This window comes from Anaerotruncus massiliensis (ex Togo et al. 2026) (genome assembly GCF_900199635.1).
Lineage (GTDB): Bacteria > Bacillota > Clostridia > Oscillospirales > Ruminococcaceae > Anaerotruncus > Anaerotruncus massiliensis.
In genome coordinates this window covers 2470479-2487213 of sequence record NZ_LT962687.1, presented here as the reverse complement: position 1 = coordinate 2487213, position 16735 = coordinate 2470479, and the positions used below count along the sequence as shown (strand labels likewise).

Annotated in this window: 7 protein-coding genes; all 7 read left to right on the top strand. The window is 66.9% G+C overall.

All coding sequences use genetic code 11. The annotated features are described in order from the left end of the window. Positions 1-165 precede the first annotated feature (165 nt). The gene (locus tag C1A13_RS11995; protein ID WP_101552313.1) at positions 166-876 is read left to right on the top strand and encodes a response regulator transcription factor; all 711 of its coding nucleotides are present in this window, start codon (positions 166-168) and stop codon (positions 874-876) included. Beyond that, positions 873-3323 (top strand): hypothetical protein, encoded by a 2451-nt coding sequence (locus C1A13_RS11990; protein ID WP_101552311.1) that lies wholly within the window; start codon positions 873-875, stop codon positions 3321-3323. Before C1A13_RS11995 ends, C1A13_RS11990 begins: the two co-directional genes overlap by 4 nt. Beyond that, entirely contained in the window at positions 3313-5223 is a 1911-nt protein-coding gene (locus tag C1A13_RS11985; protein WP_242970870.1) for a sensor histidine kinase, read from the top strand. Before C1A13_RS11990 ends, C1A13_RS11985 begins: the two co-directional genes overlap by 11 nt. A 302-nt stretch (positions 5224-5525) precedes the next feature. Beyond that, a complete protein-coding gene (locus tag C1A13_RS11980; protein ID WP_101552309.1) occupies positions 5526-8096 on the top strand; it encodes an EAL domain-containing protein in 2571 nt (856 codons plus the stop codon). Next, positions 8084-11689 carry a response regulator gene (locus tag C1A13_RS11975; RefSeq protein WP_242970869.1) on the top strand — a complete coding sequence of 1202 codons (3606 nt, stop codon included), beginning with the start codon at positions 8084-8086 and terminating at the stop codon, positions 11687-11689. Before C1A13_RS11980 ends, C1A13_RS11975 begins: the two co-directional genes overlap by 13 nt. Before the next feature lie 3 nt (positions 11690-11692). Continuing rightward, the gene (locus C1A13_RS11970; RefSeq protein WP_101552305.1) at positions 11693-12061 is read left to right on the top strand and encodes an Hpt domain-containing protein; all 369 of its coding nucleotides are present in this window, start codon (positions 11693-11695) and stop codon (positions 12059-12061) included. Next, positions 12058-16722, top strand: a complete 4665-nt coding sequence (locus C1A13_RS11965) for a PAS domain-containing protein (RefSeq protein WP_101552303.1) — start codon at positions 12058-12060, stop codon at positions 16720-16722. The genes C1A13_RS11970 and C1A13_RS11965 overlap by 4 nt, the downstream gene beginning before the upstream one ends. Positions 16723-16735 lie beyond the last annotated feature (13 nt).

The following is a 16735-nucleotide window of genomic DNA, read 5'->3' as shown; positions in this document are numbered from 1 at the left end:
TCGGGGCCCGTCCGGCCCGTCTTTTTTTCAGTATAGCATAACTCCCGGCGGATTGCATCCGTCCGAAGAAACGGCCGGTTCCGCCTTTTTGCTCGCTTGCAATCTGTCGATCCACTCACTATAATAAAGAAAACGGGCGCGATTCGGAGAGAAGGAAGTGATGCCGTGGAGCCGCCGCACATCCTGCTGGTCGAGGACATGACCAAGATCCTGAATTACAACCGGATGGCGCTGGAGAAGCGCGGATACCGGGTCACGGCCGTCCGGACGCTCTCCGAGGCGCGCAAGCGGATCGAGGACGCCCCTCCGGACCTGGCAGTGGTCGACATCCTGCTGCCGGACGGGTCGGGGCTTGACCTCTGCCGTCAGCTCCGCCACAGCGACGCGCCGATTCTCCTGCTGACCAGCCTCGGGGACAGCGACCAGATCGTGCGGGGGCTGCAGGCGGGCGGCGACGACTACATCATCAAGCCCTATAAGATCGAGGAGCTGATCGCCCGCATCGAGGCCCAGCTCCGCCGCGTCCACTGGCTTCTGCAGGCGGAGGTCGAGACCCACGCCGGCCGCCTGGTGCTGAACGCCCGGATGCAGCGGGCTTTTCTCGGCGGGCACGACCTGCTGCTCAAGCCCAAGGAATTTCTGCTTTTGTCCACGCTGCTGCGCAACCGCGGCAGGACGATGTCCGCCGAGGAACTCTATTCCGAAATCTGGGGGCAGGCTCCCAACGACGCGCTGCGCACCGTCTTCGTCAATATCTCCTCGCTGCGGATCAAGCTGCGGAAAAACGCGGGAGAATGCCCCTCCATCGTCATTGAGCGGTCAAACGGGGGGTACCGGCTGGTTTTTCCGGATGAAAAGCAAGGAGGCCGTGAATGAACGGTTCGGCAAGAAAGGTGGCCCTCTGGCTGCTCCTGCTGTTTTGCTGGGGCGCTTTTTCCCCGTTTGCGGCATCCGCCGCGGATGGGGAAAAAGCGCCTTTTTCTGCCGTTCCGGCCGTTGTGGAGGCCGAATCCTCCGCGCCTCTTCCGCCCGGCGGCGCGGAGGAGGACACCGCCGGGGAGCCGTCCGGAGAAGCGTCCGCGGAGCCGCCCGGGGAGGGACCCGCGGGAGAAGAGGAGCCGCCCGCGGACCCCGCGGAAGACACGGAGCCGCCCGTGGAGGAACCGGCGGAGGAACCCGTGGAACCGTCCGGGGAAGCGCCGGCGGAACCGTCCGCGGACGACGGGCTTTCCGGCGAGGCCCCCGTCCCCCCGGCGGAGCGGGAGCCGGAATTTTCCGTTCCCCCTCCGGACGGCGCGTTCGGCTGCGGGAGCGCGGCGGAGCTGCGGGAGCTGGTCAATGAGCGGGGGGCCGCGCACATCGTCCTCACGGCGGACATCGTGTGGGAGCGCGGCGGAGATTCCTTCAGCATCCTGAAGCCCCGGAAGCCCACCCTCGTGGAGATGGGCGGGCACGTCATCGAGATCCCCGGCGGGAGCTCGATGGAGGTGAGCGGCCCGGTGCGCTTCGAGGGCAGCGGCGGCCGGCCCCTCATCACGGTGTCCGGAAGCTTTTCGGGCGAGGAGGTGGAGATCGCGGCCTCGGGGGAGGGCGCGGCGGCGCTCTGCGTCGAATCGGGCGCGAGCTGGACCGCGGACTGGATGGAGCTCTCCGCCGAGGGCCCGGACGCGGTGGCGGTTTGGCTCAAGGACGAAGAACTCCAGGACCTCTATTATTTTTCGGCCGCGGCGCGAGGCGAGGGGGCCGTCGCCATCCGCACGGACGGCCCGCTCGAGCTCTACTGCTGCTCGGTCGTGGCCGATGGCGAATCGGTCGTGTGCGGCGGCGATCTCCTGCTGGACGCCTGCCGGGCGGAGCCGTTACCGGAGGGGGCCGAGACCGTCGGCCGCCACGCCGTCCCGCCCGGGCGGATCGAACAGATCGGCTACAGCGTCGTGGAGGGGACTCCCTGGGAGCAGGCCTCGCTCGACCTCAGCCTGGAGCCGGGCGTTCCCCGCACCAGCGAGTATTTTCTCTATGACCTGAAAGGCCGGGCGTCCACCCTCAGAGTCCGCGTTTCGGTGCTTACGGAGGGGATTCCGGTGGACTGTTCCACGGCGGGCGCCCATGAGCTCGCCTGCCGGCCGGTCGGCGTCCCGGATTGGTTCCCCGTGGAGATTCCCCCCTACACCGTTCCCCTCCATGTGGTTCCGCCCGACGCCCCCTGGATTGAGAACGCCTACCTGACGTCCGCCGGGGACCTGCACCTCGCCTTTTTGACCCCGATCGCGGGCGCGGAGCGGATCGCTGTCCAATATTCGGCCGACGGGGACGAAACCTGGCGGGACGCTGCTGCGCTCCCCCATTTTGAGCTTTTGCCCGGCGACGAAGCGGGAACGATGGCTTCGGCGGACCTGGGCGGGCTGGAAATCGATCACCGCTACTATTTCCGCCTGGTGGTGGAGGGCGGCGCGTTCGAGGGAATCTCGAACGCGCTGGAGTTCCCCTACGCCTCCGGGGACCCCACCCAGCTCGGCGGCGGCGACCGGGACGACGACGGCCGGGGCGAGCAGGGCGGCCTGCCGCCGATCGGCGTCGTCCCGCCGCCGTCCGGCGGCGGGAGCGGCGGTTCGGACGGCGCGCGGGAGCGGCCGTCTTCGGAGCCGGCCGGTTCCCGTTCAACGACGCTGGTGCAGTCGTCTCCGCCCGAACCGGGCGCCGAAGCGGCGCCGCGGCGGCCCGCAGGGGCGGACGTTTCCCTGACGCCTTCCGAGCTGGCGGCGCAGAGGACGGCCAACCCGGAGGGGATCACCCTGATCGGGCAGGGCCTGAGGGTGACGCTTCCCGCCGCGCTGCTGGATGCCCTTCCGGCGGACGCCGCGTTTTACGCTCAGTTGGAGAAGCCGGAGGAGGACCGGTTCCTCGTCCGGTTCTGGTCGGGGGAGGAGGCGCTTGCCGGGTTCGGGGGTCTTGCCTTCCGGGTCACGGTGGACTATGCCCCGGCAGATGAAAACGCGGCGTTTTTCTGCACCGGTCCGGACGGCCGGGAGAGGCCCGCCGACGGCTGGGAAGACGGCAGGCTGCGTTTTGAGCTGGAGACGGCCGGGGCGTACCTGATATCGGAGCGTCCCGGACAGGCGGAGGGCCGCGCGGCCTCTGATCCGCCCGACGTCCCCGCGGGCGTCCCCTCCGCGGACGGCGCATCGCCCGCGGTCGAAGCCGCCGCGCCCTCCAAGGCCGGCGCGGCGCCGGCCGGTTTGGCCGCGGCGCTGTGCGCCGCGCTCGCGGGCGGGGCCTTCCTGTATCTGCGCCGGAGGAAGGGGGGAGGCCGCCGTGGAGGATAAACGAAAAAACGCCCGGTTTGCGCTCCTGCTGGCGGCCGTGCTCCTGTCGAGCGTCCTTTATTTCTGGCTCTGCTGGCGGTTCGATAACAAATACACCTATCCCCGCCCCGCCGCCAAGATGGGCGTCGTCCGGCTGGACGGGGACTGGTATGAGGACTCCCCGTTCTTCTATCTGGCGGACGGATGGGCCTTCTATGGCGGCCGCCTGCTTTCGCCGGAGGAGATCGCCGGGGCCGAACCGGACGCCTATCTCTACATCGGGCAGTATGGGGGCTTCGATCTCGGCGATCCGGCGGCGCCCGCCCACGGGCGGGCCACCTACCGCACCGTACTGCTCACCGACGGGACCGAGCGTGACTATGCGCTGGAACTGACCGAGATTTTTTCCCGCTGGCGGCTGTGGATCAACGGACGGCTCATGCAGAGCGTGGGAATGGGGGACGCGGACGCGCCCGCGCCCGGAAGCCCCATGGTCACCTTCACCGCCGGGGAGCGGATCGAAATCGTCGTCGAGGTGGAGGACCGGGACGGCGTGTACAGCGGCATGGTCTATCCGCCCGCCTTCGGCAGTCCGTCGGAAGTAAGCCGGGCGAGCTTTTTGCGGGTAATCATCCACTGTGCCGCGTGCGCCGTCGCGGCGCTCATCGGCCTGCTCTGCCTGCTGGTCCGGTCCGGCTATCACTTCTCCATCCCATACGGCGCGCTGGCGCTGCTCTGCCTGTGCTTCTGCCTGAGCACCGCATGGCCCATCGCCCAGGCGCTCGGCTGGCAGGGGGGCGTGTGGCCGGTGCTTGAGCGGCTCGGGACCTACGGCCTCTTCCCGACGCTGGCCTGGCTGCAGGCCCGCATCATGGCGCTGCCCCGCCGCGCATATTATCCCGCCTGCGCGGCCGGCGCGGCGGTCTGCGCCGGGATTCTGCTGGTGCGCGTCTTCCCGGCCGAAAGCGCCGGGGCACTGATGGCCTGGTCGGGCGTGCTGTCGGCCTACAAGTGGGCGACAGCCCTCTGTATGCTTGCCTCCTGCTGGTGGGCCCTGCGCCGGAGCCTGCGCTATTCGAGGGCGCTGCTCGCGGGGAGCTGCGTCTTCGCCTGCGCGCTGATCATGGACCGGCTCCTGCCCTTGTACGAGCCCATCCTGCTGGGGTGGTTCATCGAGCAGGCGGGCGGCGTCCTGATTCTGGTGATCTGCGGCGTGCTCTGCTTTGACACGGTGCGCGTCTACCGGGAGCGCGACGCCCTGCACATGCGGGAAAGGGTGGCGGAGGTCCAGCTCGCGGCGCGCGCCGAACAGGCCCGCCTGTCGGAAGAGTATGTGCGCCGCACCCGGGAACAGCTCCATGAGAGCCGCAGCCGGCTGACGCTCATCCGTTACTATCTGGACGTCGGCGCGCTTGGGGAGTTGTCCGACTACCTCGACGAGATCGCCCCGAAGCTGGGCGGCACGGCGCCGCAGGACTATACCGGCCACAGCCTCATCGACGCCGTCCTTGCGGTTCAGCTCGCCCGGGCGGCGCAGATGGATATTTTCGTTGAACTCGACCTCGCCCGGCTGCCGGAGAAGCTCCCGTTTGACGACGGCGATCTCACCTCGCTGCTGATGAACCTGCTGGACAACGCCATGGAGGGCTGTCAGCGTTCGGCCGCGGCCGAACGCTGGATCTCCCTGGGCGTCTCCTGGACGGACGGCGAAATGGAGGTGCTCTGCCGCAACAGCGCCTGTGAGGACGCGGCGGACAAGGGCACCAGCAAAGCGGATAAACGCGCCCATGGCTTCGGCCTGCCGATCATCCGGGAGATCGCGAAACGGTATGGGGGCGCGGTCACGGCGGGCCGGGAGGAGGGGTGCTTCTCGGTGGAGGTGCGGATGGAAGCTTCGCGGGAAGCCCATGCGTGTCCATAGCTCCGAATCGGCGCGGGCGTCCGCTTGCATATCCGGACGCGGCCGCGCGCAAGGCCCCGCCCCTCTCCAGAGGAGGGGGACGGGGCCTTCTTTTTTTCCAGCCGAAATCCAGTATCTTACAGAGATGGAACAAGAAGGGCCCTCCTGGCGGAATATCCGCCTGTTTGGTCATAATACGCCGAAAAAGATTGCACAAGCCGCCTCCGCCGTGATAGAATGTAAACATCATGTGAACAGAGTAAACGGAGAAGCCGCGGGCGTATGCCCACGGCCGGGTCCGTGTTGGAGCAAGGGGCAAAGATATGGCTGCACAAAAAACGGTTTTGGTAGTGGAAGACAGCGAGATCAACCGGGCGACGCTCAGCGGGATCCTGTCTTCGGAGTACCGGGTCCTCGAGGCGGGGGACGGGCGGGAGGCGCTCGGCCTTCTGGAGCTGTACGGGGAGAGGATCGCCCTGATCCTGCTGGATATCGTCATGCCCGTCATGGACGGCTACACCTTCCTCTCGATCGTCAAGGCCCACCCCGATTACGCGTCCATCCCGGTCATCGTCACCACGCAGAGCGACAGCGAGGCCGACGAGGTGGCGGCGCTGTCCCATGGCGCCACGGATTTTGTGGCCAAGCCCTATAAGGCGCAGATTATCCTGCACCGCGCCGCCAGCATCATCAGCCTGCGGGAGACCGCCGCCATGATCAACCAGTTCCAGTACGACCGGCTGACCGGCCTGTGCAGCAAGGAATATTTTTACCAGCGGGTCCGGGAGACCCTCCGGCAGAACCCGGAGAAGGAGTATGACATCGTCTGCTCCGACATCGACAACTTCAAGCTCATCAACGACATTTTCGGCATTCCGGCGGGGGACCGCCTGCTGCACGACATCGCGGCGCTCTACCGCACGGTCATCGGCGACGCGGGGATCTGCGGGAGGCTCAACGCGGACCAGTTCGCCTGCCTGCTGGAGCGCCGGACGGACTACAGCGATGAGATGTTCGTCCGGGTGAGCGGGGAGGTAAACGCCCTCGCGAACGCCCGGAGCATTGTGATGAAGTGGGGGATCTACACGGTCGAGGACTGCGGCGTCCCGGTCGAGCAGATGTGCGACCGGGCGCTGCTGGCCGCACGCAGCATCAAGGGCCAGTACGGCAAGTACTTCGCCGCCTACGACGACCAGCTGCGGGGCAAGCTGCTGCGGGAGCAGGCCATCATCGACAATATGGAGTCCGCCCTGGCGCAGGGGCAGTTCCAGGTCTATCTCCAGCCCAAATACCGGATCAGGGACAGCCGCCTGGCGGGCGCGGAGGCGCTGGTGCGCTGGGCGCACCCCGAGTGGGGCCTCCAGTCCCCCGCGGAGTTCATCCCCCTCTTCGAGCGCAACGGGTTCATCACCAAGCTGGACCGCTTCGTCTGGGACAGGAGTTGTTCCTTCCTGCGCAAGTGGGACGACGCCGGCCTGCCGTCCATCCCGGTCTCCGTCAACGTGTCCCGGGCGGACATCTATCAGGCGGATATCGCGGAGATCCTGCTGGGAACGGTGCGGAAATACGGGCTGGCGCCCGCGCGGCTCCATCTGGAGATCACGGAGAGCGCCTACACCGAGGACCCCAACCAGATCATTGAAACGGCGGCCCGCCTGCGGGAGCTGGGCTTTGTGATCGAAATGGACGACTTCGGGAGCGGGTACTCCTCCCTCAACATGCTCAACCGTCTGCCGATCGACGTGCTGAAGCTGGACATGCGCTTTATCCAGAGCGAGACGGCAAAGCCCGTCGACCAGGGGATCCTGCGCTTCATCATGGATCTGGCGCGCTGGATGGAACTGCATGTGGTTGCCGAGGGCGTGGAGACGCGGGAGCAGCTCGAACGCCTGCGGGAGATCGACTGCGACTATGTGCAGGGCTACTACTTTGTGCGCCCGGTGCCCAGCGAAGAGTTTGAAAAGCTGCTTCGGGAAGAGGGGGCCGTCGCGGAGCAGGAGCCGGGCGCCAAACGCCGGCGGCCGGTCTTCCTGGCCGCCGATGAGGACGCGGCCTACCGGGATCTGGTGCGGGAGACCTTTGAGGATCTCTTCCAGGTCATGGAGGCCGGGACCGGGCGCGCCGCGCTCGACTGCATCGCGGCGAACCGGGACAAGCTCGCCGCCGTGCTCCTCAGCGCCACGCTGCCGGGGTCGGACGACTTCTCGGCGCTGGAGGCCGTGAAGCGCAGCCGGGCCGTGTGGAGCACGCCCGTCATCGTCACCGGCCCGCCGGACGCGCTGCTGGAGGAAAAGGCGCTGGAGCTGGGCGCGGAGGAGTACGTGGACAAGCCCCACACCGCCAAGAGCCTGCGCAGGCAGGTGCTGCGGGCGATGGGGACCACCGCCTTCCAGGAGTGGAAGGACTCCCTGCAGGAGGAGGCCTGCCGGGACTACCAGACGGGCCTTCTGAACCGGCGGGGCTTCACCGCCGCCGCGGGCGCGCTGCGGGCGGAGGACCTGCCGCTGGCGGTCTGCCTCTTCGACCTGGACGACCTGAAGAAGACCAACGACACCTTCGGGCATGTGGAGGGCGACCGGCTCATTGAGGAATTCAGCGCGCTCCTGCGCGCGCACACCCGCGAAAACGACATTCTCTCCCGCTACGGCGGGGACGAATTCGTGGTGGTCATGAGACAGGTGCGCTCCGAGGAGGCGGCGCTGAAGAAGGGCGGGGAGATCTGCCGGGCCGCCCGGGAGATCTGCGCCCCAAAGGGGGCCGCGGCCGCCTGCACCGGGGGGATCGTTTTCAGCGTCTCGGAGGAGCCGGTGACGGAGCTGATCGCCCGGGCGGACCGGGCGCTCTACCGCGCGAAGGCGGAGGGCAAGGGGAAATGCTGTCTATGGAAAGGGTAAGGGATATGGGTTATCGGGGGACGGCCATGGGGGCCGTGGAGGCGTTCTGCCGCGACTGGTTCGAACGGCGGGACGCGGAGGCGGCGATCGGGTTTTTGTCCGACGCGGTGGATTTCGTGGGCACGGGAGAAGACGAGCTGGCCCGCGGGAAAGAGGAGATGTCCGCCTACCTGCGGGCGGACGTGGGGGAGCTCCGGGAGCCCTTCGCCTGCGTGCTGGAGGCGCTCCACGAGCAGATGGCGGCGGAGCATGTCTGCTGCCTGTCCGCGGAGATGACCCTGAAGAATACGCAGTACACCTGGCGGCTTCGCATCTTCTGCACCCTCGTGCGGGAGGACGGCGAGACCTGGTTGGTGCGCAGCCTGCATTTCGCGGAGCCGGGCGGCAGCCAGCGGGGGAAGGAGCACTACCCCCAGACCCTGGTGGTGGAGCAGATCGCCAGGCAGCGGCAGGAGCTGCTCAACGATTCGCTGCTGGGCGGCATGATGGGCGGGTACATCGAGGAGGGCTTCCCCTTCTACTTCATCAACCGCCAGATGCTCCGTTACCTCGGCTATGAGAGCGAGGCGGACTTCGTGGCCGATATCGGCGGGCTGGTCGCCAACTGCATGCACCCGGACGACCGCGGGATGGTGGACGAGCAGGTGGAGGCCCAGCTCGCGGAAAAGGGAGAATACGTCGTCGAGTACCGGATGAAAAAGAAGGACGGCTCCTACATATGGGTCCACGACGCGGGGCGCAGGACGGTCGCGGAGGACGGACGCCCCGCGATCGCGTCGGTCTGCGTCGACATCACCGCGCAGAGGGAGGCGCAGGAGGAGGTCCTGCGCCTTTACAACAACATCCCGGGCGCGGTCTTCCGCTGCCGGTCCGACGCGGATTTCACGGTGATCGAGGCCAACGACGGCCTGTTTGAGTTCATCGGCTACACCCGCGAGGAATTCGCGGCCATGGGGAACCGGATGTCCGCGGTGATCCACCCGGACGATTTCGCCCCGTCGGCCGCCCTGCTGGAGGAGCAGCTTCTGCGGGGGGATACCATCCAGCTGGAGCACCGGGTCATCTGCAGGGGCGGCGCCGTCAAGTGGGTCTCCATCAAGGCGCAGCTCTTCCGGGAGCGGGGCGAGGAGCAGTATTTCTACTGCGTCTTCGTGGACGTCACCGACGAGCGGCGCCTTCGCGACCGGGTCCGGGAGCTCTACGAGGAGGAGCTTGCCTATTTCTCCGAGCTCGCCTCGCGGGAGGGCAGCATCCAGGGGACCATCAACGTCTCCCGGGACCGTCTGGAGAGCTACCAGGCCACCCTGGACGTGGCCGTCGCGCATGTGGGGGACACCTACGTGAAGACGATCCAGAACCTCTCCGGGTCCGCCGTGGACGCCGCCTACGGGGTGGAGATCCGCCGGATGCTCGCGCGCGGCAAGGTATTGGAGGACTACGCGGCGGGGAAGGTGGACTACCGCCTGAGCTTCCTGCGCAGGCGCAACGACGGGAGCCTTTTCTGGGGCAGCACGAACCTGCGGACCTGCCTGAACCCCGCCACCGGCGACGTCATCATGTTCTTCTATACGGCGGACGTCACCGAGCAGCGGCTGCAGGAGCAGCTGCTCAACCGGATCGCCGAACTGGACTACGACGTCATCGCCGACATCGACCTGAACGGCGGCGGGTACCGCGTGGCCGCCTGCGGCGGCAAGCGTCCGCTCTCCATCCCGGCACAGGGGGATTTCCGGGAGGAGGCCCAAAAATCCGCCGAGCGCTGCATGGACGAGGCGGAACGGGCGGAGTTTTTACAGAAGCTCGATTTCGGCTACATCCGGCGGCGGCTTGCCGGACAGGACGCCTACACCTTCGTGCTGGAGCTTCGGGAGGCCGGGGAACGGCGGGTCAAGCGCTTCCAGGTCTTCTACATCAGCCGGGAGCTCGGCCGGGTGTGCATGACGCGGGCGGACGTGACCGACGTGGTGCGGCGGGAGCAGAAGCAGAAGGAGGAGCTGGCCGCGGCGCTCGTGGCCGCGGAGCAGGCCAACGCCGCCAAAAGCGACTTCCTCTCCCGCATGAGCCACGAGATCCGCACCCCCATGAACGCGATCATCGGCATGAGCACCATCGCGGCCAATTCGATCGGGGACGACGACCAGGTGGCCGACTGCATCTCCAAAATCGGGATCTCCTCCCGTTTCCTGCTCTCCCTCATCAACGACATCCTGGACATGAGCCGGATCGAGAGCGGCAAGATGCTGATGAAGAGCGAAAAAATTCCCACCGAGGACTTTTTGGGCGGCATCAGCACCATCTGCCACGCGCAGGCGGCCTCCAAGGGGGTGGACTACGAGTGCATCGTGGACCCCGTGCTCGACGACTACTATATCGGGGACGCGATGAAGCTCCAGCAGGTGCTCCTCAACATCCTTTCCAACGCGATCAAGTTCACCGGCGAGGGCGGGAAGGTCACCTTCTCCGCCGCCCAGCGCCGTCGGACCCAAAACGACGCCGAGCTCCGCTTCATCGTCAACGACACGGGCGTGGGCATGAGCGAGGAGTTCCTCCCCCACATCTACGAGCCCTTTTCGCAGGAGTCCACCGGCACCACCGCCCTCTTCGGCGGCACCGGGCTGGGCCTTGCGATCTCCAAGAACATCGTGGATCTGATGGGCGGGAAGATCACGGCGCGTTCGATCAAGGGGATCGGCACCGAGTTCACCGTCGACGTGAAGCTGGGCATCACCGAGGAGGAGAAGCTCCGCCATAACCTGAAGAAGCACCACAACTTCTCCCACCTCAAGACGCTGGTGGTGGACGACGACGTGGCGGTCTGCGAGAGCGCCGTCGTCACCCTCCACGAGATGGGCGTCATGGCCGAATGGGTCGACAGCGGCCGCAAGGCGGTCGACCGGGTCCGGGAGCTGTGGGGCGGCGGGAAGTATTACGACATGATCCTGATCGACTGGAAGATGCCCGAGATGGACGGGATCGAGACGGCCCGGCAGATCCGCGCCATCGTGGGGACGGAGGTCACGATCATCATCATGACCGCCTACGACTGGATATCGATCGAGCATGAGGCGAAGCTGGCGGGCGTCAACCTGCTGATGAGCAAGCCGATGTTCAAATCCTCCCTGGTCTCCGCCTTCTCCAGGGCGCTCGGGGAGAAGGAGGAGCGGGCGCAGCAGCCGGACGGCGCCGATTACGACTTCACCGGCAGGCGGGTGCTGCTGGCGGAGGACAACGCCCTCAACACCGAGGTGGCGGTCATGCTGCTGGAGAGCAAGGGCTTCGCGGTGGAGACGGCGGAAAATGGGCTGCGGGCGATGGAGCTGTTCAGCAAATCCCCAAAAGGGTATTACGACGCGATCCTGATGGACATCCGGATGCCGCTGATGGACGGCCTGACGGCCGCCGGGACCATCCGCCACCTGAGCAACGCCGACGCGGCGGCCATTCCGATCATCGCCATGACGGCGAACGCCTTCGACGACGACATCGAAAAGAGCAAGGCCGCCGGGATGGACGCCCACCTGGCCAAGCCGATCGACCCGGACCGGCTCTACCAGACGCTCTACGACTTTATTTTCCGGAAACAGGAGGGTTAGGAGATGGGGAATTTTCGTGCGGCCTTCGAGGCCTACGGCGCGGATTACGACGGCACGATGCGGCGCTTTTTGGGGAACGAGGCCATGTATCTGCGCGTGCTCGGCATGCTGCCCCGGGACGGCAGCGTGAATCGGCTGGGCGACGCGCTGGAATCCGGCGACCTGGGCGGCGCGTTCGAAGCCGCCCATTCGCTCAAGGGGGTCGCCGGGAACCTGGGGCTCGACCCGCTTTACAAGGCGGCGTGCGCCGTCGTGGAGCCGCTGCGCCTGCGGGAGGAGCGAAACGACTACCCCGAATTGTACCGGGCCGTGCGAAAGGAATTCGAGCGGGCGGGGCTGTTTTTGGAAGCCCTGAAAGGAGAACCGACATGACGTGGGAAAGCCCTCTCTCTGCGCCGGAGGTCCGGCAGCTCCAGGCCATCCTGGACAACGACCCGGTCGCCATCTTTGTCAGCGACGTCGAGAGCCGGCAGGTGCTCTACGCCAACCGGCGGGCGCGGGAGACGCTCCTGCCGCCGGACGGCGGCGAGGCCTGCTGCTACCACATCGCGGGCTACCAGTCCGCCTGCCCCTTCTGCCACGCGGGTAGAATGAGCCGGGACGACGTCCTCGTCCGCGAGTACCGCCACCCCCTCAACGGGCGCGTCTACCAGCTCAGCGGGAAGCTCGTCGACTGGGGGGACCGGCCCGCGCATATCGAGTACGTCAGGGACGTCACCGAGCAGCGGGCGGAGTCGGAGCGCGCCGACCGGCTGCAGGAGGGGCTGAAGGAGACCTTTACCAGCGTCCCCTGCGGGCTGTGCGTCTACCGGATCGAGTGGCCCGAAATCGTGCCGCTCTTCCACAACCCCGCCTTCTATGAGGTCGTGGGCTATTCCGACGAGCACATCCGGTCGGTCCGGGAGAAGACCGACTACCTGGGCGTGCATCCGGAGGACGTCGGGCTTTTGCGGGAAAAGATCGCCGCCGCGTACCATGGCGGCGGCAGCGTGCGGCACTCCTACCGGCTGTGGAACGACCGGCGGGGGGAATACCGCTGGATCAACCTCGACGGAACGATCAAGACCCATGAGGACGGCGCCAAAATCTTCTACGGCATCTACACCGACGTCAGCGAGCGCGTGCATTTGGAGGAAGAGCTGAAGGCTGCCAACGAGAAGATGCAGGACATCGTCAACGCCATCCCGGGCGGGGTTGCCATCTACCGGGTGTCGGACATCTTTGAGACGGTCTATTTCTCCGACGGCGTGCCGGAATTGACCGGGTACACCGTGGAGGAGTACCGGGAACTGATCAAACGGGACGCGATCGAGATGACCTATCCGGAGGACGCCGCGATGGTGGCCGCGAAGGCCAGGGAGGCCCTGCGCGACCGGACGGTGGCGGACTTTGAATTCCGCAAGCTGCACCGGGACGGGCACATCGTCTGGGTGCACGCCCAGGCGAAGCAGGTGGGGGAGGAGCGCGGCCGCCCCCTGCTCCAGTGCGTGTTCCACAACATCACCGCGCTCAAGGAGACCCAGCTGGAGCTCGACCACCTGGTCAACTCGATCCCGGGCGGGATCGCCGGCTACCGGGTGGAGGAGGGGCGGTTCGTCCCCACCTATTTCTCCGCGGGCGTGCCCGCCCTCACGGGCTACACGCGGGAGGAATACGGGGAGATCGTCCGGCGGGACGCCTTCGACGCCGTATATGAGGCGGACAGGCCCCGGGTCCTCGCCGCGGCGCGGGCCGCGCTGGAAAGCGGGAAGGTACTCGACATCTCCTGCCGGATGCGCCATAAGAACGGGACCCTCGTCTGGCTGCACCTCAACGGCCGCCGGATGGGACCGCTGTCGGAATCCACCCGGTTTTACGGGGTCTTCACCGGCATGTCGGCGGAGGCGCAGCTCTTCCAGAGCATCGCGAACGAGACGGCGGACGGCATTTACGTCATCGACCGGAAGAATTACGACCTGCTCTACATCAACGAATCGCGGGAGCTGTTCGCGAAGAGCGGCGGCCGCGTCGGGCAGAAATGCTACGCCGCGCTGCACGGGAGGGACGCGCCCTGCGTGTTCTGCACGCTTCACAGCCACGCGCCCGACGGAAAGGCGCACGAGATGGCGGTGGACGGGAGCGGGCGGTTTTACACCACCCGCTTCATGGAGAGCGACTGGAACGGCATCCCGGCCTATGTGAAGTACGTCCACGACGTGACCGAGGAGGTCCGGACCCAGAAGGAAAAGGCGCGCCTGGAGCAGTATTTCCAGACGGTGGTCAAGCACCTTCCGGGGGGTGTCGCCGTGGTCCGCTACAAGCCGGACGGCAGCATGATCCCCGAGTTTTTGTCGGACGGGTTCGCCGCTATGACGGGGATGACGCAGGAGGCGGCGTGGGAGCTCTACAGGCGGGACGCCATGGCCGGGGTGCACCCGGACGACCGGGAGGCGGTCGCCGCGCGGATGGCGGAGTTCATCGGCGGCGGTGAGAGCAGCTGTGAGCTGATCTACCGGCTGAAGAAGGGCGACGGCGGCTACATCTGGGTGAAAAACAGCCTTTCGATGCTCCAGAGCGAGGACGGGGAGCTCCGGATCTACGCGGGCTACCACGACATGACCCGGGAGCGGGAGGAACGGGAGGAGCTCCGGAAGCAGTTCAACGACCGGATCCTCCAGCACTACCGCACGCCCGGACCCAACGCGCTGGTCGTGGGCCACTGCAACGTCACGCGGGATCAGATCCTCGAGATCATCGACCACACCGACTCCGGCCTGCTGAGCACCTTCGGCACCGAGCGGGAGACCTTTTTCATGGGGCTTTCGAACCTGGTCGTCGACGAGGAGGGCCGGCGGATTTTTAGGGAGGCTTACCTGAACGGGCCCTCCCAGGCGGCTTTCGACCGGGGCGACACGGAAATCATCCGGGACTTCTTCGTCCGGCTCCCGAAGGAGAAGCGCGGGCGCTACGTGCGCTTCAAGGTAAATCTGGTGGAGACCCCCGACACGGGGGACGTCACCGGCATCCTGACCGTCACCGACATCACCGAGCAGACCATCTCCGAACGCATCCTGCGCCGCCTGTCGGTGGCGGGCAGCGACCTCGTGGTCGACGTGGACGTCCCCGAGGACCGCTACCGCGTCCTCAACGGGGAGATGGACGCGGGCGACATCCCGGCGCAGGAGGGCCGGCATTCCGACCGGATCGCCTACATGCTCCAAAAACAGGTGGTGCCCAGGGACCGCGAGCAGGTGAAGACCCTGCTGGACCCGGACTACATCATGGAGCGCCTGCAAAGGGAGGACTCCTATTCCTTCCACTACGCCATCTTCGGGGAGCGGGGGGAGGTCCTCACCAAAAAGCTCACCGTTTCGGCCATCGACCTGCGGCTGGGGCGGGTCTGCCTTGCGCGGGCGGACATCACCGATTCGGTGCGGGAGCAGCAGGGGCTGCTGAACGTCGTGGCCTACACCTTCGAGCTGCTGGGCCTCATCCAGGTGGTCACCAGGCGCATGACGATGCACACCCGCCAGACGGTGCTGGAAAACCTGCCCCCCTTCGTCGTGGAGGACTACAACGCCTCCATCAAACTGATCGCCAGGCGCTATAACCCAGAGGGAGGGACGGAGGAGCTGGAGCGCCAGCTCCGGCTGGAGACGATGCTCCGGCATCTCGAGGAGCAGCCCGCGGGCTATGACTTCGTCTTCCCGCACCGTTCGGAGGAGGGTCTGCGCTATAAGCAGATCACCGTCCTGTGGGGGGATGGAGAGCACAAGACGGTGTGCATGGTGCGCGCCGACGTGACCGATATGCTGGCGGAGGAACGCCGGTCCAAAAAGGCCCTGGAGCAGGCGCTGGAGTTGGCGGAGGAGGCCAGCCGCGCCAAGAGCGACTTCCTCTCCTCCATGAGCCACGACATCCGCACGCCGATGAACGCGATCATGGGGATGACCGCGCTCGCCAGCGCCTACATCGACGACCCCGCGCGGGTCGCCGACTGCCTGCGGAAGATCTCCGTCTCCTCCCGGCACCTGCTCAGCCTGATCAACGACATTCTGGACATGAGCAAGATCGAGCGCGGCAAGATCACGCTCAACCGGATGGAGATGTCCGTCCCCGGCCTGCTGGAGCAGCTCTCGACCATCATCGAGCCGCAGGCCCGCGCGGCGGGGCTCTCCTTCTGCGCGCGAGCCGGCCGGGTCCGTCAGGAGCGGTTCATCGGGGACGCCCTGCGCGTCAGCCAGATTTTGCTCAACCTGCTGAGCAACGCGGTCAAGTTCACCCCCGAGGGGGGAAGGGTGGAGTTTTTCGCGGAGGAATTGTCCGCGGAAAGCGCGGGCCGCGTCCGCTACCGCTTCGTCGTGCGCGACACGGGGATCGGGATGTCGGAGGAATTCCTCGCCTCGATGTTCGACCCCTTTTCCCGCAGCAGGGAGGCGACGCGCGTCGAGGGGACCGGCCTGGGGTTGAGCATCGCCAAGGGGCTGGTCGACCTGATGGGCGGCACGATCTCGGTGGAGAGCCGGCCCGGCGAGGGTTCCGCCTTCACGGTGGAGCTCGAGTGCGAGGCCGGCGGGGCCTCGGGGCTCCCCGCCGGGAAGGCGGCCGGGCCGCAGTCCGCGGCCCCCTCGGAGGAGGCGCCTTTCGCCGGCCGCCGCATCCTGGTGGCGGAGGACAACGAGATCAACGCCGAGATTCTCTGCGGCCTGCTGGAGATCTACGGGGCGGAAACGGTGGTCCGGACCAACGGCGCCAAGGCGGTGCGGGAGTTCCGGGAGCGGGCGCCGGGCACCTACGACGCCGTCCTGATGGACATCCAGATGCCCGAGATGAACGGCTACGAGGCCGCCCGGGCGATCCGGGGGCTGGACCGCCCCGACGCCCGGACGGTCCCCATCATCGCCATGACGGCGAACGCCTTTTCGGAGGATGTGCAGGCGGCCCTCGCGGCCGGAATGACCGCCCACGTGGCGAAACCGATCGACACCGCCATCCTGCAGAGCACGCTGCGCCGCGCGCTGGAGGATGCGGGCGGCGGTCCGCCGCGGGCGTGAGAAAGGGAGGAAG

Bases quoted from the DNA above. Each gene is read 5' to 3' on its own strand.
- C1A13_RS11975 (WP_242970869.1), top strand. From the start codon at position 8,084: ATGGAAAGGGTAAGGGATATGGGTTATCGGGGGACGGCCATGGGGGCC.
- C1A13_RS11970 (WP_101552305.1), top strand. From the start codon at position 11,693: ATGGGGAATTTTCGTGCGGCCTTCGAGGCCTACGGCGCGGATTACGAC.
- C1A13_RS11965 (WP_101552303.1), top strand. From the start codon at position 12,058: ATGACGTGGGAAAGCCCTCTCTCTGCGCCGGAGGTCCGGCAGCTCCAG.
- C1A13_RS11980 (WP_101552309.1), top strand. From the start codon at position 5,526: ATGGCTGCACAAAAAACGGTTTTGGTAGTGGAAGACAGCGAGATCAAC.
- C1A13_RS11990 (WP_101552311.1), top strand. From the start codon at position 873: ATGAACGGTTCGGCAAGAAAGGTGGCCCTCTGGCTGCTCCTGCTGTTT.